Below are 25,802 nucleotides of genomic sequence, written 5' to 3'. Positions count from 1 at the left end.
CATTGGCGCCCTCCATGGGTGGCAGAAAACCTTCGCGAGAATATGTAAAAAAGCCGCCGCCCGGAAGGGCGGCGGCTCCTTGTTTCACGGTACTTCTAAACCGATCAGAACTTCTTCGTGAAGCTCACGAAGTAGTTGCGACCGAAGTAGTCGTAGCCGCTGTACAGCGGGGCGTTGCCGATGGCGGTGTAGGCACCGGTCGACACCTTCGGCGGATCCTTGTCGGCGACGTTGCGCACGCCGGCGGTCACGGACCAGTCGTCACCCGAGTACTTCACCGACATGTTGTGCAGGTAGTAGTCGTCCGTCTTCATCAGGTAGGTCGGACGGTAGTCGGTGTCGAAGTACCTGTCGTAGTACGAGTAGCTCTCGGTGGCACCGACCCACTCCACGCCGTAGCGGAAGCGCCAGCCGTTGATGGAGTAGTTCAGGTCCATCTGGCCGGTGTAGTCGGGGGCGCCGACCATGCCGTTGGCATCGCGGTACTCGATGGTCGGCAGGCTCTGGCCACCCTGCTCCAGGAAGTGCGTGACCTGGACGTTGGCGACGAACTCGCCGGCGCCGATGTCACGACCGTAGCGCAGGTTGTAGTCCCAGCCACGGACCTTGTCGCGGGCCACGTTGATGTAGCCGGTGGTCACGGTCAGGGCGTTGGTGGCGTGGCGCTGGACCAGGCCGCAGTAGCCGGCGCCGGCCGAGAACTCGCCCGGGGTCTGGGCATAGCACAGCGACAGGATCTGCGCGCCGGTCAGCAGGGCGACACCGTTGTTGACTTCGGTCTCGAAGTAGTCGGCCGCGAACGACAGGTCGCCGAAGCCGCTGCCGAAGTCAGGCTGGAACACCAGGCCGGCGGTCTTCGCGGTCGAGGTCTCCGCGAACAGGCCGGTCTCGGCGCCACCCTTGGTGAACACCTGGATGCTCTGGGTCTGCTGGAAGTTGTTCGGCAGGCCCAGGCTCTGGCAGTTCAGGTAGCGGTTGCTGGCCTGGTCGGTCAGGCCGGCCCAGCCGTTACACGGGTCGTTGCTCTGGTTGACGAAGCCGCTGCTGGCGCCCAGGTGCTGTTCGAACAGGGCCGGCGCGCGGAACGAGGTGCCACGCGAAGCGCGGAACGACAGCCAGTCGACCGGGGTCCACAGCATGCCCAGCTTCCAGGTGTCATCCGAGCCGTAGGAGTCGTAGTCGGTGTAGCGGGCCGATGCGTTGAAGGTCAGCTCCTGCGCGAACGGCAGGCCGGACAGCAGCGGGATCTCGAACTCGGCATAGGCTTCCTTCACGGCGTCGTCGCCACGGGTCGGGGTCGACGAGCTGAAGCCGTACAGGTTGCTGTTGATCGAGTTGATGTCCGGGGTGTCGTCGATCTCCATCGAGCGGTACTCGACGCCGAACGCGGCGCCGACGGTGCCGCCGAACGGGATGTCGAACAGCGAACCGGTGACGCCGAAGGCGGCGGTCTTCTCGGTGTAGACCGTGTTGCCGCGGGTCCACTGCATGATGTAGTCGCGGTAGGCCTGCGGCAGGTTGCCGGCGATGACGTCGGCGCTCAGGACCGGGGCAGCGACGCAGCCGTCGGAGGCGTCACGGCAGACGAAGCCGCCGTTGCCGTCGGAGACCACGTCCAGGGTCTTGCGGTAGCGGTCGGTCAGGCGGTTCTGGGTCATGTAGTCAGCGTCGGACCGGCCGTAGCTGATGTGACCGTCGTAGTTCCAGCTGCCCGCCAGGTCGCCACGCAGGCCGGCGGTGTAGCGGCCGAAGTCGACCTGCTGCTTGTTGTTGTACAGGCCCCAGCCGATGAAGGCGCGGGCGGCGACGTTGCGACCACCGGTCGAACCGTCGGCCGGCGCGGCCATGAAGGCCGGCAGCCAGGACAGCTCGCCCAGCAGCGGGCTGTTGACCGGGTAGTCGAGGCTGTGCTGCAGGTAGCCGACCTGGCTCGACTCGCGGCGGGTCTGCAGGATCTCGAAGTACGCCTCGGCATTGCCCATGGCGTTCAGGTCGAGGCTGCCCTGCAGGAAGCCGATGATGTTGGTGGTCGGCGAGATCAGCGACTCCTGCTTCATCTTCGGGTCGTAGGTGGTACGACCTTCGTAGTCCACGCCCTCGAAGCCCGGCAGGTCGCCGTCGGTGACGTTCGGGTTCGGACGCCAGCGGTTGAAGTAATCCAGGCCACCCAGGCCCAGGCCCGGCAGCTCTTCCGGATAGTAGGTGCCGTAGTAGCCCAGGCTGCCCAGGCCCGGACGGCCCAGCATCCAGGCGGTGCCCAGGGTGTTGATGGTCACGCCGCCCGCATCCAGGCCCCAGCACTTCGGCTCGCCGGTGGTCGGGTCGATGTAGTCGCCGGCGCCGTAGCGGCCGGTCGCGTCGTCGCGGCCGTACAGCGGGGTCGGGCACTTGCTGGCCCAGTCACGCTGACCCAGCTTGATTTCGTCGCGGTCGTAGATTTCCAGCGAGCCGGACACACGCCAGTTGTCGCCGCTGGTGCCGAACAGGGCGCCCCAACGGGTCTCGGTGCCACCGCCGTTCTGGGTGGCGTTGGTCTGGAACTCGACCGACACGCCGTCGACCTTGCTCTTGGTGACCAGGTTGACCACGCCCGCGACCGCGTCCGAACCGTAGATCGCCGACGCACCGTCCTTCAGGACTTCGACGTGGTCGACCATGATGTTCGGCAGGGTGTTCAGGTCGGCCGAACCGACCGCACCACGCGAGCCGGAGGGCGACATGCGACGGCCGTTGACCAGCACCAGGGTGCGGGTCGCGCCAAGGCCACGCAGCGACAGGGTGTTCACACCCGGGCCGCCGTTGACGACGTAGCCGCCGTAAGCGTTGTTGATCTGGTCGCTGCCGCCGGTGACGGCATTGCTCTGCAGCAGGCCGGCGGTGGAGTTGAAGCCGGCGACGGTCGACTCTTCGCGCGTGATCACCTGGATCGGAGACACCGAGTTGTAGGTGCTCTTGGCGATGCGCGAACCGGTCACCACGATGGTCTGCATCTCGGTGGTGTCGGTCGACTCCTGATCCGCCGAGCTGGTGGCTTCCTGGGCGTAGGCGCCGACCGGGAAGGCCAGCGCGGTGGCCAGGGCCAGAGCCAGCGGGCTCTTGCTGAAGTGGCCTTGGGTGTGACGGGGCATTGCGGATCTCCTGGAAAAACAGTGAGTTGCTTACATTCCAGCGTTACTGCGGAAATGGTTGCGTCCCGATACTAACGCTGAATTTTTGCTAAATGCAACGGGTTCTTAACGTAGGCATCTCGGAACTGTCACGTCCCCGTCGTTGGGCGGATAGATCGGGCTGGTTTAGACTCCGTTTATGAATAGCCAGTCCATGCAGTCCGGCCCGCAGGCCGAAATCGCCCGCGGCATCGCGGAAGGCAACGAACTCCTCCGCCAGCACCGGCCTGCCGACGCGGTCGCCCTTGGCCAGCAGCTCGCCGGCCGCTACCCCGACGTCGCCGCCATCCGCGCCTTCCTGGCCGAAGCCAGCCGCCTGGCCAGCGACCTGCCGGCCGCGATCGGCCATATCGATCGCGCCATCGCCCTTTCCGACGACCCCCAGCACAGGATCAAGAAGGGCTGGCTGCTGTCGCGCGCCTACCGCCGCGACGAGGCCATTGCCCTGGCCGGCGAACTGTCCGCCCAGGCCGGAGGCAATGCCCTGCTGCTGTGGCAGCTGGGCAAGCTGTACTACCACCACAACCAGCTGCTGCAGGCCATCTCGCACTACGAGCGCGCGCTGGCCCTGGAGGAGCGCACGCCGTGGCGCTACGACCTGGCCGTGGCCCGCTTCTATGCCGCCCAGACCGAGGCCGCCGAGCAGGACATCGGGAAGCTGCTGGCCGCCGCGCCGCAGTCCGGATCGGTCCTGTACCTGCGCTCGACCCTGCGCAAGCAGACACCTGCGGACAACCACGTCGAGGACCTGCGTGCACGCCTGGCGCAGGGTTTCGCCCGTACCGAGGACGAGGCCTGCGCGCTCTACGCCCTGGCCAAGGAACTGGAGGACCTGGGCGAGCATGCCGAGTCCTTCGCCAAGCTGATGGCCGGCGCGCGCAAGCGCCGCTCGACCCTCAACTACGATCCCAGCGGTTTCTACGCCACCCTCGACGAGATCAAGCGCCTGGCGACCCCCGAGGCGATGGCCGCGCCTGTCGAAGGCTGGGAGGAGGAGGGCGCGATCTTCGTACTTGGCCTGCCCCGCACCGGTACCACCCTGGCCGAGCGCATGCTGCTGCAATCCGGCAAGGTGGCCAATGCGGGCGAGCTCACCGACTTCGGCTACCTGCTGGGCAACGGCGTCGCCAGGGTGATGGCCTCCAATCCGGGCCTGTCGGTGGCCGAGGCCTCGCTGCAGCTCGATTTCGCCACCCTGGGGCGGGAGTACATGCGCGGCGCCCGCCAGCTGGCCGGCGGCAGCCCGCTGTTCATCGACAAGCTGCCGGCCAACTTCATGTACTGCGGCGTGATCAGCAAGGCGCTGCCCAGGGCGCGGATCATCCACCTGGTCCGCGACCCGCTGGATAGCTGCTACGCCATCCTCAAGACCCTGTTCTTCGGCGCCTACGAGTTCTCCTACGACCTGGAGGAACTGGCCGACTACTACATCGCCTACCGCCGGCTGATGGACCACTGGCACCAGGTGCTGCCGGGCCAGATCCTCGACGTGCGCTACGAGGACCTGGTCACCGATCCGGAGGGCCAGTCGCGCCGTATCTACGAATGGTGTGGCCTGGAATGGACCCCCGAGGCGGTGGAAGTGCCGGACGCGGGCAAGGTCTTCGCCACCGCCAGTGCCGCCCAGGTGCGGCAGCCGGTCCATTCCCGCTCGGTGCGCAGCTCGCGGCGGCACCTGGAAGGCCTGGCGCCGCTGGTCGCGCGGCTCAAGGCCGCCGGCCTGTACGAGGACTGAGCCCTTCCGCCGGAGGGCCGCTAGACTGCCACCATGGAAACCAATACCCCACGTATTCCCGCCCGCGCGGTGCAGGGCGGCCTCTCCCCGCATCCGCGCATCCGCAACGTCATCGCCGTCGGCTCCGGCAAGGGCGGCGTCGGCAAGTCCACCACCGCGGTGAACCTGGCCCTGGCCCTGCACCGGCTGGGCGCGCGGGTCGGCGTGCTCGATGCGGACGTCTATGGCCCCAGCGTACCGGCCATGCTCGGTCTGTCAGGGCGCCCGGAAAGCCCGGACGGCAAGTCGATCGAACCGATGCGCGCGTTCGGCATCGAGGCCATGTCCATTGGCCTGCTGGTCGAGCAGGACACGCCGATGATCTGGCGCGGCCCGATGGCGACCTCGGCGCTGATGCAGCTGTTCTCCGACACCCTTTGGGACGACCTGGACTACCTGGTGGTGGACCTCCCGCCGGGCACCGGCGACATCCAGCTGACCCTGGCGCAGAAGATCCCGGTGGCCGGCGCGGTGGTGGTGACCACCCCGCAGGAGATCGCCACCCTGGACGCCCGCAAGGCCGTGGCCATGTTCAACAAGGTCGACGTGCCGGTGCTGGGCATCGTCGAGAACATGGCGGTGCACGTTTGCAGCAACTGCGGCCACGCCGAGCACGTGTTCGGGCAGGGCGGGGCGCAGGCCATGGCCGAGCGCTATGGCGTGCCGCTGCTGGGCTCGCTGCCGCTGGACCTGCGCATCCGCGAGCAGGGTGACGCCGGCACGCCGGTGGTCGCCTCGGCACCGGATTCGGCACCGGCCAAGGCCTACCTGGCCGCGGCCGAGGCGCTTGCCGCCAGCCTGGCGCAGCGGCCGCGGGCCTCGATCCCGATCGCCTCGAAGTTGCTGGGCTGAAGCCCGGGCGGCCGCGACGGCCGCGGCCGCTGCTCCGCACGCCGGCGGACGGGTGTGCCGGCGCGCGCCTTGCCCCTACAATCGCGCGTTCACGGGCCTTGCCCCAGGGAACCATTGCATGAGCATCAAGAGCGACCGCTGGATCCGGCGCATGGCCGAGCAGCACGGCATGATCGACCCGTTCGAGCCCGGCCAGGTGAAGCACGCCGACGGCCAGCGCATCGTCAGCTACGGCACCTCCAGCTACGGCTACGACGTGCGCTGCTCGCGCGAGTTCAAGGTCTTCACCAACATCAACTCCACCATCGTCGACCCCAAGCACTTCGATCCGAAGAGCTTCGTGGACGTGGTGGCCGACGAGTGCATCATTCCGCCCAACTCCTTCGCCCTGGCGCGCACGGTCGAGTACTTCCGCATCCCGCGCGACGTGCTCGTGGTGTGCCTGGGCAAGAGCACCTATGCCCGCTGCGGCATCATCGTCAACGTGACCCCGCTCGAGCCGGAGTGGGAGGGCCACGTGACCCTGGAGTTCTCCAACACCACGCCGCTGCCGGCGCGCATCTACGCCAACGAGGGCGTGGCCCAGATGCTGTTCTTCCAGTCCGACGCCGACGACGTGTGCGAGACCTCGTACCGGGACCGTGGCGGCAAGTACCAGGGCCAGACCGGCGTCACCCTGCCGCGGACCTGAGGTCCCGCCGGCGGTGGAAAGGCGAAGGGCGCGGAATCCGCGCCCTTCGCGTGTGTGGAGCCTGTTGGCGCCGGGTGCCGGACTCAGCCCGCCCGGGCATCCTCGCGGCGGGGAGCCAGCGGGAGCAGGCGCGACAGGCCGGCAGCGATCAGCAGCAGCGGCCACCAGGTGGCGAGCAGGCGGCCGGCGTCCAGGCCGACACCCAGGTTGTCCAGCAGGAACAGCGTGCCCAGCACGATCAGGACCAGGGCGGGAATCAGGCGGCGGTGCATGGCGGCGTCCTCGGTTGGAATGCCGCCATGGTGCTCCCGGCGCAGGCGGGAATCAGGTGCCGGAAGTCAACACATTGCATCCGGCGCCACCCGCTTACTTGCGCTTGAGCAGCATCACCACGCCGACCACCACCAGCGCGGCCGGCCACCAGGTCGCCAGCAGTGCCCCGATTCCGGTGTTGATCCAGCCCAGGTTGCGGGCCAGGAAAAACAGGCCCACGCCGATCAGGACGAGGGCGGCGAACACGTTGGAACCCATGGGGCGTACCGGTTGTTGGAAGGGCGCCTATCCTAGCCGCGAACGCCAGTGCGCGGCAGCCGCCTGCAACGCATCCGGGGCGTGCCGCACCGCGCTGCCGCTGCCCCAGACCGGGCACGGCCAGGCGGCATCTCCCGGATGTCGGCCGACCAGGTGCACGTGCAGCTGCGAGACGATATTGCCCAGTGCGCCGATGTTGAGCTTGGCGATCCCGGGGGTGGCGCGCAGGACCTGCGAGGCACGGTTGATCTCGGCCAGCAGCAGGCGCTGCTGGTTGCCGTCCAGGTCGATCCACTCGGTGACGCCTGCCACCCGCGGCACCAGCAGCAACCAGGCGAAGCGGGTGTCGTCCATCAGCCGCACCTGCGACAGCGGGCCGTCGGCGACGAACACGCTGTCGGCCGCCAGGCGCGGGTCCAGCTCGAACGCCGCGCTCACTTGAGGTGTTCCGCGAAGAAGGCGAGGGTGCGCTCGCGCGCCAGGCGTGCGCTGGGCTTGTCGTAGGCCTTGGGGTCGACCTCGCGGTTGAAGGCATGGCCGGCGGGGTACGCGTGGACCTCCATCGTCGGCAGCTGACGGCGGTGGGCCTCCACCGCATCGGGCGGGATCGAGGCGTCCTGCTCGCCGAAGTGGAACATCACCGGCGCCTTCGGCGCAGCGACCAGGGCCGGGTCGTCGAGGAACGCGGCATTGCGCGCGCCGTAGTAGCTGACCGAGGGCAGGCCCAGCTTCAGCGCACCGAGCATGGCCAGGGTGCCGCCCCAGCAGTAACCGACCGTGCCCACGCTGCCACGCGGCTCCTTGAAAGCGGCCAGGTAGCGCTGCAGCCGCTGCGCGGCGGCATCGAGTATCTGCAGGGCCGCGTCGAAACCCAGTTCGCCGGCCAGCTGGCGGCCCTTGGCGAAGCCGGCCTCGTCGTAGTCCAGTTCCACCCCGCGTTGCACCGGGTCGAAGAACGACGGCGCGAGCACGGCGTAGCCCTCGGCCACGAAGTCCTCGGCCACGGCGCGGATGTGCGAATTGACCCCGAAGATCTCCTGCACCACCACCAGGCCCCCGCGCGGCGCGGTCGGCGGGCCGGCCTGCCAGGTCGCGACCTGCCCGCGTGGGGTGGCAAGCTGGATCCATTGGCCCATGGCGTCGTCCTCGGTCGGGGGGGGGGCGCCATTATGCGGCCGGCAGGCGTTCCGGCCGCGTCTGCGGCGGGGGCGGGCCGCCGGGACGGCTGCAGGAAGCGCTGCAGCGGGGTGCGGGTATAATCGCGCGCCTCGCGCCCGGCACCGCCGGTGGCGCCCGTCCGTCTCCCCGAGCTTCCCCATGTCCGTGCACAACCCCAAGGTCGGCTTCGTCAGCCTCGGCTGCCCGAAGGCGCTGGTCGATTCCGAACGCATCCTCGCCCAGCTGCGCGTGGAGGGTTACGACATCGTCCCGACCTACGACGACGCCGACGTGGTGGTGGTCAACACCTGCGGCTTCATCGACTCGGCCGTGGCCGAATCGCTGGACGCCATCGGCGAGGCGATGAACGAGAACGGCAAGGTCATCGTCACCGGCTGCCTGGGCAAGAAGTCGGAGATGATCCGCGAGCAGTATCCGGACGTCCTGTCCGTGTCCGGCCCGCAGGACTACACCAGCGTGATGGAAGCGGTGCACGCGGCGCTGCCGCCGAAGCACGACCCGTTCCTGGACCTGGTCCCGGACTACGGGTTGAAGCTCACCCCGCACCACTACGCGTACCTGAAGATTTCCGAAGGCTGCAACCACCGTTGCAGCTTCTGCATCATCCCCTCCATGCGTGGCGATCTGGTGTCGCGGCCGGTGGACGAGGTGCTGCGCGAGGCCGAGCGCCTGGTCAAGGGCGGCGTGCGCGAGCTGCTGGTGGTCTCGCAGGACACCTCGGCCTACGGCGTGGACGTGCGCTACGCACCGGGCACCTGGCGCGGCAGGGAATACGCCACCCGGATGAAGGCGCTGTGCGAGGGCCTGTCCGAGCTGGATGCCTGGACCCGCCTGCACTACGTCTATCCGTATCCGCACGTGGACGACGTCATCCCGCTGATGGCCGAGGGCAAGGTGCTGCCGTACCTGGACATTCCTTTCCAGCACGCCAGTCCGCGCATCCTCAAACTGATGAAGCGCCCCGGCGCGGTCGACAAGACCCTGGAGCGGATCCAGCGCTGGCGCGCGATCTGCCCGGGACTGACCCTGCGCTCGACCTTCATCGTCGGCTTCCCCGGCGAGACCGAGCAGGAGTTCGAGGAGCTGCTGGATTTCCTCGACGAGGCCCAGCTGGACCGCGTCGGTGCCTTCGCCTATTCGCCGGTCGAGGGCGCCAGCGCCAACGCGCTGCCGGGCGCGGTACCGGAAGAGGTCAAGCAGGAGCGCCTGGCCCGCTTCATGGAGCGCCAGGGCGAGATCTCGGCCGCGCGCCTGGAGGCCAAGGTCGGCAGCGTGCAGCGCTGCCTGGTGGACTTCGTCGACGGCGAGCTGGCGATCGCCCGCTCCATGGCCGATGCGCCGGAGATCGACGGCACCGTGCAGATCCAGGACGGCCGCGATGCCGGCCTGCAGCCGGGCGAGTTCGTCGACGTGCGGATCATGGGCAGCGACGAGCACGACCTCTATGGCGAGGTCGAGTACGCCGAGACCGGCGACACCTCGCCGCTGGGCCTGCGGGTGCTCTGAGTTCCGGGCGAAGGCACGACGGAAAGCGGCGCCCCAGGGCGCCGCTTCCGTATCCGGCGATGTGGACCGGTATCGCTCAGGGCGCCTCGTTGGGAACCGGGCCGGAATAGGCCAGGGTCAGGCCGCCGGGACCGATGTTCATCATCCCGGTGATGCTCATCTGCAGCACGTGCAGGGAGACGCCCGCGCGCTCGCAGGCCTGGCGCAGTTCGCCCAGCTCCGGGGTCGCGTGCAGTTCGCCCATCGCTCCGGCGTAGGACACGATCACGTGCGGGGTATGCAGCTGGCCCTCGGCTACCCGTCGCGCCGCGAACTTGAACAGCTTGCCCCAGGACTGGGCGCGGCCACGGTACTTGCTCACCGGGTGGGTGTCGCCCTGGTAGCCGCGGATGATCGGCTTGATCGCCAGGGCGCTGCCCAGGACCACGCTCGCCAGCTTGATGCTGCGGTCGCCGCGCACGCGCGAGCGGGTGCGGGCATAGCCCAGGTCGTCGGGGATGTAATAGGTGTAGGTGCTGTCCACGATCCGCAGCAGCTCGGCGCGGACGTCCTTGGGCGACATCTGCGCGGCGAGCATGTCGCGCAGCGCCATCGCCGCGATGCCGGAACCGGCGAACATGTTGCGGGTATCGATCACCCGGAACTGGAACGGGCGCCGCATGTCGGCGACCTGGCGCAGGCCGCGGATGTGGGCCAGCGCCAGCGAGCTGCCCTCGCTGCATGCGTCATGGATCGGGCTGCGGGTGGAGGTGATCGTCAGGCAGTAGACCGAGTCGTAGTCCAGGGCGAAGCGCTCGATGAAGAAGTTGCGCATCTGCGCGGCATCGAGCGGTATCGACTGGCCGGCCACGCCTTCGCCATTGCCGTTCTCGCGCATGTAGCGCGCGCTGGCCTCCGGGTCGTGCTGGTCGATGTAGGTGCTGCCGCCGATCCTGATCGGGATCGGGATGACCGCCACGTCCGGGTCGGCGAGGAAGTCCGCCGAAACATCGATGGAGGCATCGATCACGATGCCGGTACGGGCCGCCTTGGGCGCGGTTGCCATTGTTTCGGGCGCGAGCGCGATGCTCGCTGGACCGGCCGGGCCGGCGTCGAGTGTTGCCGTCATGCACTTCCCCTGGTGCGTATGAGCGATTCAGGTGGGAAGGTCGCGGGTGGGCGTGGGGACGTCAAGCTACGTCACCGTATGGTGGCACTGAGGCCCATCATTCGTAGCTGACGTCGACCACCACGAAGCGTGCCGGCCCGCCCGGCAGCTGCACCTCGACCTCGTCGTCGATGCGTTTCCTGAGCAGGGCACGGGCCAGCGGCGAGTCGATGCTGATATGGCCCAGCGCGGCGTCGGTCTCGTCCGGTCCGACGATGCGGTAGCGGGCCAGCTCGCCGGTGTCGATCCGCTCCAGTTCCACCCAGGCGCCGAAGAACACCGCCTCCGGATCCGAGGGCGCGGTCTCGACCACGCGCAGGGCGGGCAGGCGCTTGCTGAGGTAACGCACCCGGCGGTCGATCCCCGCCAGCTGCTTCTTGCGATAGGTGTACTCGGCGTTCTCCGAGCGGTCGCCCTCGGCCGCCGCCGCGGCCAGCGCCTTCACCACCTCCGGCCGCTGCACGCGCCACAGGTCGTCCAGCTCGGCCTTGAGCCGGTCATGGCCTGCACGGGTGATCAGGGCGGTGCTCTTCTCGGGGGGCGGACGCCAGCGCGACATGCGGATGCGACAGGTGACGGAGGGGGCGTGATCCTAGCGCCTGTCGGGGTGGGCGGGGAGTCGCGCCGGCTGCGGCTCAACTGCCGCAGTTGAGCTTCCATGGCACGCCGAAGCGGTCGACCACGATGGCGTAGCAGGGCGACCAGAACGTGGGCCGGGGTGCCAGCACCACTTCACCGCCTTCCCGCAGCGCTTCGAAGCAGGCCCGTACCCGTTCCTCCGATTCCAGTCCCAGCAGCACGCAGAAGCCCTGCGGCCGTCGGTACCGTGCTGGCGCAACGTCGCCACCGGCCAGCTCCACCCCGTCGAAGCGGATGTTGGCGTGGAGTACATGCCGCCCCAGCAGCCCCGGCGGGGCCGGCATCGGCGCATCGTCGATGCGCAGCAGGGTGCCGATGCGGCCGCCGAGGTGCCGGGCATAGAAGGCGAACGCCTCCTCGCAACGCCCGTCGAAGTCGATATGGAACGAGAGGCCCATGGCGGCATCCTGTCAGTGGTGGTGGGGCAGGACGCGCGCGTGGCCCGGAGGGATCAGCGCCGGCCGAAGATGCCGCCGAGGATGCCGCGCACGATCTGGTTGCCGATCTGGCCGCCATACTTCTTGCCGACCTTGCCGGCGACCGACTCGCCGATGCTGCTGCCCACGCTGCGGCCCACCGAACCGCCGACGTTGCGCGCGGTCTGCTTGGCCACCGATTCGACCACGCCCTGGCGGCGCCTGGTGCCGAACAGGAACTCGTTGACCTTCTGGCCGAAGCCGCCTTCGCCGTCCTGCTGCGCGGCGGGCGTGCCGGCGGGCGTGGCCGCCTGCACCCGCGCGGCCAGCATTTCCGCCGCCGATTCGCGGTTGACCGGGGTGTCGTAGCGGGTGCCGACCGGGCTGGTGGCGCGCACCCGCGCGCGCTCGGCCTCGGTGATCGCGCCCATCCGGCAGCGCGGCGGCGCGATCTTCGTCACCTGCACCGGCGAGGGAATGCCGCCGGCCTGCAAGGTGCTGACCAGGGCTTCGCCGGTGCCCAGCTGGGGCAGGGTGGCGGCCACGTCCAGCTTCGGGTTGGGCACGAAGGTCTGGGCCGCCGTCCTGACCGCCTTCTGGTCGCGCGGCGTGTAGGCGCGCAGTGCGTGCTGCACGCGGTTGCCGAGCTGGCCCAGCACGTTGTCCGGCACGTCGTCCGGGAACTGCGAGCAGAAGTAGATGCCCACGCCCTTGGAGCGGACCAGCCGCACCACCTGCTCGATGCGCTGGCGCAGTGCCGGCGGCGCGTCGGCGAACAACAGGTGGGCCTCGTCGAATACGAAGGCCAGCTTCGGCTTCTCCAGGTCGCCGACTTCCGGCAGGTTCCCGAACAGCTCGCTCAGCAGCCACAGCAGGAAGGTCGAATACAGCCGCGGCTTTAGGATCAGCTGGTCAGCGGCAAGGATGCCGACCACGCCGCGGCCATCATGGTTGACCCGCATCAGGTCGGCCAGCTCCAGCGCCGGCTCGCCGAAGAACTGCTCGCCTCCATCCTGGGACAGGCGCAGCAGCGCACGCTGGATCGCCGCCACCGAAGGCGCGCTGACCAGGCCGTACTCGGCCGAGACCGCCTTGCGCTCCGCGGCCACCAGGTTCAGCAGGGCGCGCAGGTCGTCCAGGTCCAGCAGCAGCAGGCCCCGGTCGTCGGCCAGCTTGAACACGATGTCCAGCACGCCGGCCTGGGTATCGTTGAGTTCCAGGATGCGCGCCAGCAGGGTCGGTCCCATCTCGCTGACGGTGGTGCGGACCGGGTGGCCGAGCTTGCCGTACAGGTCCCAGAACACGACCGGGCTCGCTTCCGGTGCGAAGTCCTGCACCCCGATCGCGGCGGCGCGCGCGGCCAGCTTCCCGCCGCCTTCGCCGGCCACGGCCAGGCCGGAGACGTCGCCCTTCACGTCTGCCACGAACACCGGCACGCCGATCCGCGAGAAGCCCTCGGCCAGGGTCATCAGGGTCACGGTCTTGCCGGTGCCGGTGGCGCCGGCAACCAGGCCGTGGCGGTTGGCGAGGGCCGGGAGCAGGGTGACCGGGACGTCGTCGGTGGTGCCCTTGCCGAGCAGGATCGGGTCCATGGAGGCCTCGTGGATTGGGTTGCCCGGGATTCTAGCGGCGCCGGCGCGGGTTGCCCCTGTCGCGGGCCCGGGGCTACCCTGCCGGTCGCTCCTGGAAAACCTGCCGATGTCCTCCTGCCCGTCGTTGTTGCGGCCGCTGCTGGCCGTACTGCTGCTCTCCTGCGTCGCCCCCGAAGCCCTTGCCCAGCGTGTCTCCGCCCGTGACCGGGCCGCGGCCGATGCCCTGGTCGCGCGCATGGACCAGGCCGAATCCCGCTACCGCGCCGCCCTGGTGCTCGCCGCCAACGGCGACCCGCGCGGTGCCGACGAGGGCAATGCCGCGCTGGAGGACATGGAGGACGTGATCGACGCCTGCGTGAAGCAGCGCGGCTGCCCGATGTCGGACCTGCTGGCCAGCTACAAGCGCCTGCTCAAGGACGGTATCGACGCCGGCGGCGCCGGTCCGGACGAGATCGGCGATGACGACGAGCTGCTCGAGGCCGATCCGGCCCTGGCCACCGACGTACCCGAGGCGGTGCGCGCCGCGCGCCTGCTGGGCGACGACAACCGCCACGTCCTCGACCGCATGGTCCGCTACAACCCCGCGATCCAGGCCGGCATCCGCCGCTGGCTGACCGACATGCGCCCGCAGCTGATGACCAGCTACGAGAACTACCAGGCCATGCGCCACCTGATGTGGCCGGAGTTCGAGAAGCGCGGCCTGCCGGAGGCGCTGCTGTTCGGAATCCTCGCCAAGGAATCCAATGGCCGCGTGCACTCGGTCTCCCGCGCCGGCGCGGCCGGGCCGATGCAGTTCATGCCCGCCACCGCGCGCCGGTTCGGCCTGGGCCCGGACGGCAGCGGCTTCGACACGCGCTACGACCCGCGCTCGGCCGCCGAGGCCAGCGCCGCCTACCTCAACGAGCGCCTGCGCGAACTCAACAACGATGTCGAGCTGGCCCTGGCCGGCTACAACGGCGGCGAGGGCCGCGCCCTGCGCGTGCACCGCTCCACCGGCGGCTCCGGCTTCTGGAACGTACAGGCTTACGACCAGTTCCCGCCGGAAACCCGCGACTACGTGCCGATGGTGATCGCCGCGGCCTGGATCTACCTGCACCCGCGCCAGTTCGGGGTGACCTTCCCCAAGGTCCATGCGCAGCCGGCAGCGCTGAAGCTGGTACGTCCGGCCAGCATCTATGAACTCACGGTCTGCCTGGGCAATGCCGGCAACCGCGACGGCTACATGCGCACGCTGCGCAACCTCAACCCGCGCTACGACGCCGAGACCGTGATCCCGGCCGGCACCGTGCTGGCGGCGACCGCGCGCGTCGCCAGCCTGTACCACCGCCATTGCGAGGGCGGGCCGCGCGCCGAGCTTGCCCATGCCCTGGTGACCGCGGATCCGAACGCTGCGCTGGAGGGCGCGGGACCGCTGGGCACCGTCGCCGTCGGCAACGTCACCCCGGTTCCCGGCGTGGCCACCACGGTCGCCACCGGCCGGCCGCAGCCGGCCCGGCCCAGGTCCGCGCAGGTGCGCACCTACACGGTGGCCCGCGGCGACACCCTGGGCAGGATCGCCCAGCGCCACGGCTGCAACGTCAAGCAGGTCGCGGCCGCCAACGGGCTCAAGGCGCCGGCCTACGCCCTGCGCCAGGGACAGAAGCTCAAGCTCGTCGGCTGCTCGAAGTAAGCAGGTCCCTTTCGCGCATCAAGGACAGGCCCGGGCAACGGCGCGGGGCCGCGCACGTAGCCGGGTAAGCGAAGCGCACCGCGCCCCTGCGACGTCGGGGCGCTGGCGCGGTCTGGCGCGTCGCCACGCGTGGTACCCCAGATGCGGCCTGCGGCCTTATCCGGGCTACGCCGGAGCCCGTGCATGCGAAGCGCTCCGGGCGCGATGCCGGAGCTGCCGCCGATCAGTGCGCCAGGTGCGCCAGCGCCTGGCCCAGCCGCACCGGCGACTCGGCCTGCAGGCCGGGCGCAAGGTTGGCGGCGCCCGGCGGCAGCAGCACGATCACGGTCGAGCCGTAGTTGAAGCGCGCCATCTCGGCGAAGCGCTCCAGCACGATGCCCTTGCCGCGGTAGTCCTTGCGGGTGATGTCGTCGCCGTATTCGGGAATCTCCACGCCGCTCCAGGCCGTCTCCACGCCGGAAACCAGCATGGCCCCGACCATCACCGAGGCCATCGGCCCGAAGTCGGTATCGAAGTGGCAGACCAGGCGCTCGTTGCGCGCGAACAGGCGCGGCACGGTGCGCACCGCGGCCGGGCCGACGCTGAACAGCCGCCCGGGCACGTGCACGGTCTCGCGCAGGACGCCGGTCCAGGGCATGTGCACGCGGTGGTAGTCGCGCGGCGACAGGTACACCGTGGCGAAGCTGCCGCCGGCGAACACGCGCGCGGCCTCGGCGTCGCCGAGCAGTTCGGCGGCGGTGAACGACTGGCCCTTGGCCTGGAAGATGCGGCCGTCTTCGTCGATCCGGCCCAGCTGGCTGATGCGCCCGTCGGCCGGCATCAGCAGTGCGCGCGGATCCGGATCCGGCGTGCGCGCGCCCGGCTTCAGCGCCCGGGTGAAGAACGCATTGAAACTGGGGTAGGCGGTCGGGTCCGGCTCGGCGGCCTCGCCCAGGTCGACATTGAACTGGCGTACCACCGTGTCGATGAAGCGCTGCTTGAGCTTCGGGTTCTCCGAATAGGCCAGCTGTCGCGCCAGCGAGGACAGCAGGCGGTGGGGCAGGGCCCAGCTCAGGTAGGTGCCCAGGCTCACTGGCCGCGCTCCATGGTGGTCAGCAGGCTGAGGTCGGCGGCGATCGCCTGCGGCTGGAACGGCGGGCGGATCAGGCCGGCCAGGCGGCCCTGGCTGTCGAGCACGGCGATGTTGGCCGAGTGGTCGACGCTGTAGTCCTGCGGGTTCTCGTCGAAGGTCTTGCCCGGCACCTTCATGAAGACGAAGCCCAGCGAGGTGGCGAACTTCTCCAGCGCCGGCACATCGGCGGTGGCGGCCAGGCTGTCCGGGTGGAAGGCGCGGGCGTACTCGCCGGCCTTGGCGGGGGTGTCGCGCTCCGGGTCGACCGACACGAACAGCACGCGCGGGCGCACCGATTCGGGCAGCGACTCCCACTCCTTCTGCGCCCCGGCCAGCTCGGCCAGGGTGGTCGGGCATACGTCCGGGCAGAAGGTGAAGCCCAGGAACACCAGGGTCCAGTGTCCGGCCAGCTCGCCCGGCAGCAGCGGGGTGCCGTCGGACTGGCGCAGGTTGAACGGCGGCAGCTCGCGCGGTTGCGGCAGCAGGGTCACGGTCTGCAGGGCGGGACCGGCGGGCGCGGCGTCGCGGTCGAGGAGGTGGCGCGCGGCCAGCAGGCCCAGGCCGGCGGCGAGCGCGACGGCGAGGATGTAGCCGAAGGTGCGGTTGAACATGGCGTCAGCGTCCGTGGGGCGTGGCGTCGGGCCGGCCATGATAGCCGTTGCCGGGGAAAAGGCGGCCGTTGCCCTATAATTCACGGCCCTTTCCAGCCGGCGCGGCCAGCGCGCACATCCCCCATGACCGACGCCGACGTGGCCAGCGAGCTGCACACGATCATCGACCTGATCCGCTATGGCGGCAGCCGCTTCAACGAGGCCGGGCTGACCTTCGGCCACAGCTACGACAACGCCATGGACGAGGCGACCCAGCTGGTGCTGCATGCGCTGCACCTGCCGCACGACCTCAGCCCGGTGTACGGCCAGTCGCGCCTGACCTCGGCCGAGAAGGCGAAGATCCTGGAGCTGTTCCGCCGCCGCATCGAGGAGCGCATCCCGGCCGCCTACCTGGTCGGCGAGGCCTGGTTCGCCGGCCTGAGCTTCAAGTCCGACGCGCGCGCCCTGGTGCCGCGCTCGCCGATCGCCGAACTGATCGAGAACGGCTTCGAGCCCTGGCTGGGCGGCCGCGAGGTGCACCGCGCGCTGGACCTGTGCACCGGTTCGGGCTGTATCGCCATTGCCATGGGCCACTACAACCCGGACTGGCAGGTCGATGGCGTGGACATCAGCGACGACGCCCTGGCGCTGGCCGCGGAGAACAAGGAGCGCCTGCACGCGGACAACGTCGAGCTGGTGAAGTCCGACCTGTTCGCCGGGCTGGCCGGTCGCCGTTACGAGCTGATCGTCACCAATCCGCCCTACGTCACCGACGAAGAGACCGACGCCCTGCCGCGCGAGTACGACTACGAGCCGGAGCTGGGCCTGCGCGCCGGTCCGGACGGCCTGGACCTGGTGCTGAAGATCCTGCGCGACGCGCCGGACCACCTGTCCGAGGACGGCCTGCTGATCTGCGAGGTCGGCGAGTCCGAGCAGCACCTCGTCAAGCTGCTGCCCGAGCTGGACCTGGCCTGGATCGAGTTCAAGGTCGGGCAGATGGGCATCTTCGCGGTCGAGTGCCGCGAGCTGGTGGCGCATCACGCGCGCATCGCCGGGCTTGCCGCCGCGCGCGCCTGAGCCTCGCCGGCACGTCCCGCGGTGCCCGCCGCGGGACGTCATGCGCAGCGCGTCGCGGCTGAGCTAAGCCGTTACCGCGGCAACGTTTTTTCCTATTCCTGACGCGCTGCAGCACCCGCGCCGATGTGCGATGCTTGGCGGCCTTGTAAAGGTCCGCACGCGGGGCGCGTCTTGAGCAGCAACACCTTCGGCAGGCTGCTGTCGGTCACCACTTTCGGCGAATCGCATGGCCCGGCCATCGGCTGTGTCATCGACGGCTGTCCTCCCGGCCTGGAGATCGCGCCGGAGGAGTTCGCCCACGACCTGCAGCGTCGCGCCACCGGCAAGTCGCGCCACACCTCGGCGCGGCGCGAGGCCGACGAGGTCGAGATCCTCTCCGGCGTGTACGAGGGCCGCACCACCGGCACCCCGATCGCGCTGCTGATCCGCAATACCGACCAGCGCAGCAAGGACTACGCGAACATCGCGGCGCAGTTCCGACCCGGCCATGCCGACTACAGCTACTGGCAGAAGTACGGCATCCGCGATCCGCGCGGTGGCGGCCGCAGCTCGGCACGCGAGACCACCATGCGCGTGGCCGCGGCGGTGATCGCCAAGAAGTGGCTCAGGCAGCGTCATGGCGTCACCGTGCGTGGCTTCATGGCCCAGATCGGCGACGTGAGCCCGGCCGGTTTCGACTGGAACGCGGTCGAGGACAACCCGTTCTTCTGGCCGCATGCGCCGCAGGTGGCGGAGCTGGAGGCTTACATGGATGCCCTGCGCAAGTCCGGCGATTCGGTCGGCGCGCGGGTGACCGTGGTTGCCGACGGCGTGCCGCCGGGCTGGGGCGAGCCGATCTACGGCAAGCTCGATGGCGAACTGGCCGCGGCGCTGATGAGCATCAATGCGGTCAAGGGCGTGGAGATCGGCGACGGCTTCGACGTGGTGTCGCAGAAGGGCACCGGGCACCGCGACCTGATCTCGCCCGGGGGCTTCGCCAGCAACCATGCCGGCGGCATCCTCGGCGGCATTTCCACCGGCCAGCAGGTGGTGGCCTCGATCGCGCTCAAGCCCACTTCCAGCCTGCGCCTGCCCGGACCCACCGTGGACGTGCACGGCAATCCGGTCGAGGTGATCACCACCGGTCGCCATGACCCCTGCGTCGGCATCCGCGCCACGCCCATCGCGGAAGCGATGGTGGCCCTGGTGCTGATGGACCAGGCCCTGCGCCATCGCGCCCAGTGTGGCGACGTCGGCACGATTACCCCGCGCATCCCGGCCGGCGCCGGTGCGCTGGGCGACGTCGTGCCTGGCGAAGAGCAGGGGAGCTGACCCGACCGCCATGGCCAGCCCGCCTCCGCGCATCTGGGTTTCGCAGCCGCTGTTCGACGACGTCGTCGACCAGCTGGCGGCCCATTGCGAGGTGGACGCGGTGCGCGAGGTGACCGTGCACCCGCCGGAGGCCGTGGCCGCCGCGCTGCGCGAGGCCGACGGCGCCCTGGTCACGCTCAACGAACGCATCGGTCCGGCCGAGCTGGCGCAGGCGCCGAAGCTGCGTGCCGTGGCCAATGTCGGCGTGGGCTACAACAACCTGGATATCGCCGCGCTGGATGCGGCGGGCGTCATCGCTACCAACACCCCCGACGTGCTCACCGAGACCACGGCCGACCTCGGTTTCGCCCTGGTGATGGCCGCAGCGCGCCGGATCACCGAGTCCGAGCGCTGGCTGCGCGAAGGCCAATGGCGGCAGTGGTCGTTCTCGACCATGCTCGGTGCCGACGTGCACGGCAGCACCCTGGGCATCCTCGGCATGGGCCGGATCGGCCAGGCCATTGCCCGCCGCGGCCACCACGGCTTCGGCATGAAGGTGCTGTACCACAACCGCTCGCGCCTGCCGGCCGGGGTCGAGCAGGGCGTCGGTGCGGAGTACGTCGATCTCCACACCCTGCTGGCGCAATCCGACCACCTGGTCCTGGTGCTGCCGTATTCGCAGGACAACCACCACATCATCGACGCGGCCGCGCTGGCGAGGATGAAGCCGACCGCCAGCCTGGTGAACATCGCCCGCGGCGGCCTGGTCGACGAGCTGGCGCTTGCCGATGCCCTGGCCAGCGGTCGTCTTGCCGCCGCGGGCCTGGATGTGTACGAGGGCGAGCCCGAGGTGCGTCCGGAACTGCTGGCCCTGCGCAACGTGGTGCTGACCCCGCACATCGGCAGCGCCTCGCTGGCCACCCGCCGGGCTATGGTGCAGCTGGCGGTGGACAACCTGCTGGCGGCGCTGGACCTGGGGCCCGATGCCGGCCGTCCGGCCACCCCGGTCACCGCTAAGAAAACCACCGGCGCCATTACCGGCGCCGGCAAAGCCGCGACCGGCAAACGATAGGGAACCTCCGCCCGCGCCACGCATGAACGGCGCACACCCAAGGCAGAGGTTCCCCGAACCCCGCTGACGCGCACCGCGCCTTTGCTTTCCGAATCACCAATCACGAATCACGGACATTTCAATGAGCAACGCAGAACGCCGCTTCACCGTCGCAGTCGTTGGCGCCACCGGCGCCGTTGGCGAGACCATGCTGAACATCCTGGCCGAGCGCCAGTTCCCGGTCGACAGGATCATCGCCCTGGCGTCGGAGCGCTCGGCCGGCGGCGACGTCGACTTCGGCGGCCGCAAGGTCGAGGTGCAGGACCTGGCCACCTTCGATCCGGCTGGCGTGGACATCGCCCTGTTCTCGGCCGGTGGCAGCGTCTCCAAGGAATACGCGCCGAAGTTCGCCGCCGCAGGCGCGGTGGTGATCGACAACTCCTCGGCCTTCCGCTACGACGACGACGTGCCGCTGGTGGTCAGCGAGGTCAACCCGGAGGCGGCGAAGAACCGTCCGCGCGGCATCATCGCCAACCCGAACTGCTCGACCATGCAGATGCTGGTGGCGCTGGCCCCGTTGCACCGCGAGTACGGCATCGAGCGCATCAACGTGGCCACCTACCAGTCGGTGTCCGGCGCCGGCCGCTCGGCGCTGGAGGAACTGGGCCGCCAGACCGGCGCGCTGCTGAACTTCCAGGACGCCGACCCGCAGCGCTTCCCGGTGCAGATCGCGTTCAACCTGATCCCGCACATCGACGACTTCCTGGACAACGGTTTCACCAAGGAAGAGATGAAGCTGGTCTGGGAGACCCGCAAGATCCTCGGCGACGACAGCATCCAGGTGAATCCGACCGCGGTGCGCGTGCCGGTGTTCTACGGCCACTCCGAGGCGGTGGCCATCGAGACCAAGAAGAAGGTCACCGCCGAGGCCGCGCGCGAACTGCTGGAGCGCTCGCCGGGCGTGGAAGTGGTCGACGACCGCAAGGCTGGCGGCTACCCGACCCCGGTCACCCATGCCTCGGGCAACGACCCGGTGTACGTGGGCCGCATCCGCGAGGACATTTCCCATCCGCGTGGCCTGAACCTGTGGATCGTCTCGGACAACATCCGCAAGGGTGCCGCGCTCAACGCGGTGCAGCTGGCCGAGCTGGTCGCCGCCGGCGGCTGAGCGGGCAGGGCGGTCGCCGCCGGCCGCCTCCATCAGACGCGGAAGCCGGGGCATGTGCCCCGGCTTTTTTGTTGGGCGCGACTCCGGACCAGCCCGCCTGTGCAGGCCAGGCCCTGGAGCCTGGCCCGGTCCGCGCTGCCAGTGCCCCGTCGTTCGCGCTGGCCTTGTCTTCCAGGTGCCTCCATCGATGCCCGCAAAGCCCCGCCGCTGCGGCCGGAACCGTGAAACGGCTATAGTTCGCGCCATGGAAAAGAGGGGACAGGGCGCCTGGCGCCCGATGCAACTGCTGCTGGCGCTTGCCCTGCTGCTGGCCAGCAGTGGCGCGTTCGCGCTGGGGCTTGGACAGATCCGGGTGCTTTCCGGCCCGGGCCAGCCGCTGCTGGCCGAGATTCCGATAATCTCCAACCAGCCCGGCGAGCTGGAGAACGCGCGCGTGCGCCTGGCTTCGGCCGAGACCTTCGCGCGTGTCGGCCTGCAGCCGCCGTCGGGCCTGGTGCGCGAGCTGGACTTCGAGATCACCGCCGACGCCCAGGGCCGCGCCGTGGTCCGGGTCACCAGCGACCGTCCGGTGGACGTGGCCGCGCTGTCCTTCCTGGTCGAGGTCGACTGGGGCCAGGGCCGCCTGGTCCGCGAGTATTCGGCCCTGGTCGATGCCCCGCAGAGCGCGGTGGCGATCGAGGCCCCGGTGATCGAGGCGCCGCAGGCGCTGCCGTCGGACATGATCGTGCGCGAGCCGGAACCGGCGCCGCTGCCGTCGCTTCCGGCCGCCGAGCCGCTTCCCGAACCCGCTCCGGCGCCTGCGCCTGCGCCGGCACCGGTCCGCGCACCGTCGCCGCCGACCCCGGTCGCGGCCAGCGCAGCCCCGGGCGAGACCCTGGCGCGGGTCGAGCGCGGCCAGACCCTGTCCCACGTGGTCGCCGGCATGGACCGCGGCGGCTACAGCCGCGAGCAGGCCATGGTTGCGCTGCTGCGCGCCAACCCCGAGGCCTTCATCGGCGGCAACATCCACCGGGTCCGCGCCGGCGCCGTGCTGCGCATGCCCGGCGCCGGCGACTTCGCCGACGCGGCTTCCGCCCGCGCCACGGTGCGCGAGCAGACCGCGCAGTGGCGCCAGCTCTCGCAGCCGGTGCCGCAGCCGGCGGTGGCCGGCACGCCGGACCAGCAGGGCACGGTGGAGCGCGACGCGCCGGCCGCGCCGGCCCCGGCAGCGCATGCCGCGGCGGCGGACGGGGCACGTCTGGAGATCGCTCCGGCGGTCGCGGCCGATGGAACGCAGGGGGCGACTTCCGGACTGGGCAGTGGTGGCGAGGGCGACATGCTGGCAAACGAACAATTGCGCCAGGCGCAGGAAGACCTGGCTGCCCGCGACTCGGAAGTGCAGGAACTGCGCAGCCGGCTCGAGGAACTGGAGAAGCTGCAGCAGCAGCAGATGAAGCTGATCGAGCTGAAGGACAGCGAGCTGGCCGCGGCGCAGCAGCGCCTGGCACAGGTCGAGCAGCGGTCCGCGCGCGGCGAGGGCATGGGCCTGTGGCCGCTGCTGGTCCTGCTGCTGGTGGCCGCGGCTGCGGCGGCGTGGTGGTTCGCGCGCAAGCCCAAGCCGCTGCCGATCCCGGTCAGCCGTGGTGGTCGTGGCTTCGATGCCGCCTCGCTTGCAGCGGCCGCGCCGTCGACCCAGATGCACGCCGATCCGGTGGTACCGGTCGAGCAGCCCGAGCTGGAGCCGCATCCGGTCGAGCAGGATTACGTCGACGAGCATGAGGCGGACCCGGAGCCGGAGTTCGCGCAGGAAGAAGCCGAGGTCGCTTTCGAGCCCGATGCCGGGATCGAGCCGGAGTTCGAACCCGAGCCCCTCGCCCCGCGCGAGCAGGCCCCGGCCTGGCACGTCGATCCGGTCGGCTTCACTCCATTGAACCCGTCCCCGGCAGGCCGCGAGCGGCTGGAGCTGGCGGTGGCCTACCTGGACTTGGGTGACGTGGAAACCGCACGGACCCTGCTGCGCGAGGTCCTGGCCGGCCAGGATCCGGCGGCCCGCGACGAGGCGGCCCAGCTGCTTCGCAAGATCGGCTGATCGCCGATGCGTTACGCGCTGGGCGTGGAGTACGACGGCGGAGGTTTCCAGGGCTGGCAGGGCCTGGGACCCTCCGGCCCGAGCACGGTGCAGGCCACGCTTGAGCGCGCGCTGTCCTCGGTCGCCGACCAGGCCATCACCGTCAGCTGCGCCGGCCGCACCGATGCGGGCGTCCACGCCGAATGCCAGGTGGTGCATTTCGACAGCACCGCCGAGCGCGATCCCCGCGCCTGGACCCTGGGCGTTACCGGACGCCTTCCGCCCACCGTCTGCGTGCGCTGGTGCATGCCGGTGGACGACGCATTTCACGCCCGCTTCTCCGCCAGGGCACGACGCTATCGCTACACCCTGGTCAATCGTCCTGTACGGCCCGCGCTGTACCGCTCGACGATGGCCTGGGAGCGGCGCCCGCTGGATGCCGACGCAATGCACCGCGCCGCGCAGGCGCTGCTGGGCGAGAACGACTTCAGCGCCTTCCGCACCGTGCACTGCCAGGCACCCCACGCGCGCCGGAACCTGCAGGACATCCAGGTCCGCCGCAGTGGCGAAACCGTCTCCATCGAAGTGCAGGCCAATGCGTTCCTGCACCACATGGTCCGCAACATCGTCGGTTCGCTGCTGGAGGTCGGAGCGGGTGCCCGGGACGAGGGCTGGATCGCGCGCCTGCTGGCCGGCCGCGACCGCACGCTCGCCGGGCCGACCGCGGCGCCCCAGGGCCTGGTGTTCCTGCGTCCCCTGTACCCCGCCGAGTGGGGTCTGCCGGAAGAGGTGACGCTGTGACCCGAACGCTGTACCGGACCAGGATCAAGTTCTGCGGCATGACGCGGCCGGGCGACGTGCGCCTGGCCAGCGAGCTGGGCGTGGACGCCGTTGGCTTCATCTTCGCCGAGGGCAGCCCGCGCCAGGTGACCCCGGTCGCCGCGCGCCAGCTGCGCCTGGCGATGGCCCCGATGGTCAGCGCCGTGGCCCTGTTCCGCGACAACACCGCCGAGGAAGTGCGCGAGGTCGTGCGCCAGATCCGCCCGGCACTGCTGCAGTTCCACGGCGACGAGGAAGACGCCTTCTGCCGTTCGTTCCGGGTGCCCTACATGAAGGCCGTCCCGATGGGCGGCGATGCCGAGTGGGATGCGCAGTCGCTGCAGCAGCGCTGGCCCAGCGCCGCCGCGTTCCTGTTCGACAGCCACGGCGGCGGCCGCTCCGGCGGCAGCGGGCACGCCTTCGACTGGCGCCGGCTGCCCACCGGCCTGCATCGCCCCTTCGTCCTGGCCGGCGGCCTGGATGCCGGCAACGTCGCCGAAGCCATTGCCGCGACCCTGCCATGGGCGGTGGACGTGGCCAGCGGCATCGAGCTCTCCCCGGGCATCAAGGACGGCGAAAAGATGCGCCGATTCGTCGCCGAAGTCCGCAAGGCCGACTGCGCCGAGCTGGACTGAGTCCGCTGGCCCCTGGTGCTTGCTGCGTTCCGGCAAGCAGGAGACCTCAGCCCGCCTGTCTCTCCAGCCCTGGCTTGGTCGTGCTGGCACGGCTGGAGCCAGCGGCACGTTTGCTCACCGGTCCGATAGCTGGCGCGAAAAACAGCCGCGGTGCCAGCGTGGCAACAGCGCGCGACGGACAACCCGCGTCAGACGATCACGCTGGTCGTGCTGCCGCCTGGGCTCTCCGGGTTTGGCAACGGACGTCTGACCAGGACGTCAGGCGCGACGGCGTTCGTCGGGATCCTGGAGTTGCGCTTCGGCCAGCCGCAGCAGCATGCGCTGCAGGGGGCGACTGGCAACGCGGTAGGCCTGGACCAGCCGGCGTTCGATCGGATCGTCGATCCACTCGCCCTCGGTCGATGGCCTCGGTACCGGCTCGGTATAGGTGATCGGGCCGCGTCCGGTGGCCAGCCATTCGAAACACACGCCGGTCGCCTGCGCCAGCCGCTCGAGGCGGGTAGTGGCCGGGAGCGAACCAACCGCACATTCCCAGTTGGCGACTGCGCCGCGGCTGACGCCCAACATCCGGGCGAGCGCTTCCTGCGAGAGCTTTGCCCGCTGCCGTGCGATCCGGATTCTCATGGAAAGCTGCATGCGCGCCTCCTGCCATTCCGTGGCATTGATCGCAGACTAGCCCCTGTTTCCGCCGCGTAGCAACCGCGGCAACGTGATGTGCGTCATCTTGTGCAGTTCCGCTTGCTGCAAGGCGCGGACGCTGCACGGGCGAGGCATCCGTTGCAGGTGCAAGCGGTAGTTGCATGCAGTGCGCAACCGCGGGCCTTGAAACGCGTGGGCTGCCAGCGGCAGGA

At 70.0% G+C, this 25,802-nt stretch carries 24 protein-coding genes; 12 read left to right on the top strand and 12 right to left on the bottom strand.

All coding sequences use genetic code 11. The features are described from left to right. Nucleotides 1-104 precede the first annotated feature (104 nt). Nucleotides 105-3,128, bottom strand: coding sequence for a TonB-dependent receptor domain-containing protein (locus tag PSESU_RS09850; protein ID WP_013535631.1), 3,024 nt, complete (start codon nucleotides 3,126-3,128; stop codon nucleotides 105-107). Between the two features lie 178 nt (nucleotides 3,129-3,306). On the opposite strand from PSESU_RS09850, the gene PSESU_RS09845 reads away from it, so the two are divergent. From PSESU_RS09845 to dcd, 3 genes are all read left to right on the top strand, one after another. Continuing rightward, nucleotides 3,307-4,902, top strand: coding sequence for a tetratricopeptide repeat-containing sulfotransferase family protein (locus PSESU_RS09845; RefSeq protein ID WP_081459312.1), 1,596 nt, complete (start codon nucleotides 3,307-3,309; stop codon nucleotides 4,900-4,902). Between the two features lie 33 nt (nucleotides 4,903-4,935). Further along, the gene (gene apbC, locus PSESU_RS09840; RefSeq protein WP_013535629.1) at nucleotides 4,936-5,793 is read left to right on the top strand and encodes an iron-sulfur cluster carrier protein ApbC; all 858 of its coding nucleotides are present in this window, start codon (nucleotides 4,936-4,938) and stop codon (nucleotides 5,791-5,793) included. Nucleotides 5,794-5,911: 118 nt separating this feature from the next. Continuing rightward, the gene (dcd, locus tag PSESU_RS09835; protein WP_013535628.1) at nucleotides 5,912-6,484 is read left to right on the top strand and encodes a dCTP deaminase; all 573 of its coding nucleotides are present in this window, start codon (nucleotides 5,912-5,914) and stop codon (nucleotides 6,482-6,484) included. An 83-nt stretch (nucleotides 6,485-6,567) separates the two neighbouring features. Here dcd and PSESU_RS09830 read toward each other — a convergent pair whose 3' ends face one another. From PSESU_RS09830 to PSESU_RS09815, 4 genes are all read right to left on the bottom strand, one after another. After that, a complete protein-coding gene (locus PSESU_RS09830; protein ID WP_013535627.1) occupies nucleotides 6,568-6,756 on the bottom strand; it encodes a LiaI-LiaF-like domain-containing protein in 189 nt (62 codons plus the stop codon). Between the two features lie 94 nt (nucleotides 6,757-6,850). Further along, nucleotides 6,851-7,015, bottom strand: coding sequence for a LiaI-LiaF-like domain-containing protein (locus tag PSESU_RS16420; RefSeq protein WP_013535626.1), 165 nt, complete (start codon nucleotides 7,013-7,015; stop codon nucleotides 6,851-6,853). A 27-nt stretch (nucleotides 7,016-7,042) separates the two neighbouring features. Continuing rightward, on the bottom strand, nucleotides 7,043-7,453 hold the full coding sequence (locus PSESU_RS09820; RefSeq protein ID WP_013535625.1) for an HIT domain-containing protein: 411 nt from the start codon (nucleotides 7,451-7,453) through the stop codon (nucleotides 7,043-7,045). Continuing rightward, nucleotides 7,450-8,151: a dienelactone hydrolase family protein gene (locus PSESU_RS09815; RefSeq protein ID WP_013535624.1), complete on the bottom strand. Its 702-nt coding sequence runs from the start codon at nucleotides 8,149-8,151 to the stop codon at nucleotides 7,450-7,452. Before PSESU_RS09815 ends, PSESU_RS09820 begins: the two co-directional genes overlap by 4 nt. 181 nt (nucleotides 8,152-8,332) lie before the next feature. On the opposite strand from PSESU_RS09815, the gene rimO reads away from it, so the two are divergent. After that, the gene (gene rimO, locus PSESU_RS09810; protein WP_013535623.1) at nucleotides 8,333-9,700 is read left to right on the top strand and encodes a 30S ribosomal protein S12 methylthiotransferase RimO; all 1,368 of its coding nucleotides are present in this window, start codon (nucleotides 8,333-8,335) and stop codon (nucleotides 9,698-9,700) included. Nucleotides 9,701-9,776: 76 nt separating this feature from the next. On the opposite strand, the gene PSESU_RS09805 is transcribed toward rimO, so the two are convergent. From PSESU_RS09805 to PSESU_RS09790, 4 genes are all read right to left on the bottom strand, one after another. Beyond that, the gene (locus PSESU_RS09805) at nucleotides 9,777-10,745 is read right to left on the bottom strand and encodes a DegV family protein (RefSeq protein ID WP_041764093.1); all 969 of its coding nucleotides are present in this window, start codon (nucleotides 10,743-10,745) and stop codon (nucleotides 9,777-9,779) included. Between the two features lie 160 nt (nucleotides 10,746-10,905). Beyond that, nucleotides 10,906-11,406 carry a transcription elongation factor GreB gene (greB, locus tag PSESU_RS09800; protein ID WP_013535621.1) on the bottom strand — a complete coding sequence of 167 codons (501 nt, stop codon included), beginning with the start codon at nucleotides 11,404-11,406 and terminating at the stop codon, nucleotides 10,906-10,908. Between the two features lie 76 nt (nucleotides 11,407-11,482). Further along, entirely contained in the window at nucleotides 11,483-11,884 is a 402-nt protein-coding gene (locus PSESU_RS09795; protein ID WP_013535620.1) for a VOC family protein, read from the bottom strand. Nucleotides 11,885-11,937: 53 nt separating this feature from the next. Beyond that, on the bottom strand, nucleotides 11,938-13,494 hold the full coding sequence (locus PSESU_RS09790) for a helicase HerA-like domain-containing protein (protein WP_013535619.1): 1,557 nt from the start codon (nucleotides 13,492-13,494) through the stop codon (nucleotides 11,938-11,940). Nucleotides 13,495-13,600: 106 nt separating this feature from the next. On the opposite strand from PSESU_RS09790, the gene PSESU_RS09785 reads away from it, so the two are divergent. Further along, nucleotides 13,601-15,163: a transglycosylase SLT domain-containing protein gene (locus tag PSESU_RS09785; protein ID WP_013535618.1), complete on the top strand. Its 1,563-nt coding sequence runs from the start codon at nucleotides 13,601-13,603 to the stop codon at nucleotides 15,161-15,163. Nucleotides 15,164-15,386: 223 nt separating this feature from the next. On the opposite strand, the gene asd is transcribed toward PSESU_RS09785, so the two are convergent. Together asd and PSESU_RS09775 are read right to left on the bottom strand one after the other, a co-directional pair. Further along, entirely contained in the window at nucleotides 15,387-16,235 is an 849-nt protein-coding gene (asd, locus tag PSESU_RS09780; RefSeq protein WP_013535617.1) for an archaetidylserine decarboxylase, read from the bottom strand. Then, on the bottom strand, nucleotides 16,232-16,885 hold the full coding sequence (locus PSESU_RS09775) for an SCO family protein (RefSeq protein ID WP_013535616.1): 654 nt from the start codon (nucleotides 16,883-16,885) through the stop codon (nucleotides 16,232-16,234). Before PSESU_RS09775 ends, asd begins: the two co-directional genes overlap by 4 nt. A 123-nt stretch (nucleotides 16,886-17,008) precedes the next feature. Here PSESU_RS09775 and prmB point away from each other — a divergent pair, with 123 nt between their 5' ends. The 7 genes from prmB (at nucleotide 17,009) to PSESU_RS09740 (ending at nucleotide 24,951) form a co-directional block, all read left to right on the top strand. Next, nucleotides 17,009-17,941 carry a 50S ribosomal protein L3 N(5)-glutamine methyltransferase gene (prmB, locus tag PSESU_RS09770; RefSeq protein ID WP_013535615.1) on the top strand — a complete coding sequence of 311 codons (933 nt, stop codon included), beginning with the start codon at nucleotides 17,009-17,011 and terminating at the stop codon, nucleotides 17,939-17,941. 171 nt (nucleotides 17,942-18,112) lie between these two features. Then, on the top strand, nucleotides 18,113-19,252 hold the full coding sequence (gene aroC, locus PSESU_RS09765; protein ID WP_041764089.1) for a chorismate synthase: 1,140 nt from the start codon (nucleotides 18,113-18,115) through the stop codon (nucleotides 19,250-19,252). A gap of 10 nt (nucleotides 19,253-19,262) precedes the next feature. After that, nucleotides 19,263-20,303 carry a 2-hydroxyacid dehydrogenase gene (locus PSESU_RS09760; RefSeq protein WP_013535613.1) on the top strand — a complete coding sequence of 347 codons (1,041 nt, stop codon included), beginning with the start codon at nucleotides 19,263-19,265 and terminating at the stop codon, nucleotides 20,301-20,303. A gap of 121 nt (nucleotides 20,304-20,424) precedes the next feature. Beyond that, nucleotides 20,425-21,450, top strand: coding sequence for an aspartate-semialdehyde dehydrogenase (locus tag PSESU_RS09755; RefSeq protein ID WP_013535612.1), 1,026 nt, complete (start codon nucleotides 20,425-20,427; stop codon nucleotides 21,448-21,450). A 244-nt stretch (nucleotides 21,451-21,694) separates the two neighbouring features. After that, nucleotides 21,695-23,518: a type IV pilus assembly protein FimV gene (locus PSESU_RS09750; RefSeq protein WP_013535611.1), complete on the top strand. Its 1,824-nt coding sequence runs from the start codon at nucleotides 21,695-21,697 to the stop codon at nucleotides 23,516-23,518. A 6-nt stretch (nucleotides 23,519-23,524) separates the two neighbouring features. Then, nucleotides 23,525-24,298, top strand: coding sequence for a tRNA pseudouridine(38-40) synthase TruA (truA, locus tag PSESU_RS09745; RefSeq protein ID WP_013535610.1), 774 nt, complete (start codon nucleotides 23,525-23,527; stop codon nucleotides 24,296-24,298). Further along, nucleotides 24,295-24,951: a phosphoribosylanthranilate isomerase gene (locus PSESU_RS09740; protein WP_013535609.1), complete on the top strand. Its 657-nt coding sequence runs from the start codon at nucleotides 24,295-24,297 to the stop codon at nucleotides 24,949-24,951. The genes truA and PSESU_RS09740 overlap by 4 nt, the downstream gene beginning before the upstream one ends. Before the next feature lie 258 nt (nucleotides 24,952-25,209). On the opposite strand, the gene PSESU_RS09735 is transcribed toward PSESU_RS09740, so the two are convergent. Continuing rightward, nucleotides 25,210-25,587, bottom strand: a complete 378-nt coding sequence (locus PSESU_RS09735; protein WP_013535608.1) for a helix-turn-helix transcriptional regulator — start codon at nucleotides 25,585-25,587, stop codon at nucleotides 25,210-25,212. Nucleotides 25,588-25,802 lie beyond the last annotated feature (215 nt).

Source organism: Pseudoxanthomonas suwonensis 11-1 (genome assembly GCF_000185965.1).
In the GTDB taxonomy this organism is placed as follows: Bacteria; Pseudomonadota; Gammaproteobacteria; order Xanthomonadales; family Xanthomonadaceae; genus Pseudoxanthomonas; species Pseudoxanthomonas suwonensis_A.
Note: the sequence above shows the minus strand (reverse complement) of the source record. Positions and strands in the feature narration are given on the sequence as shown.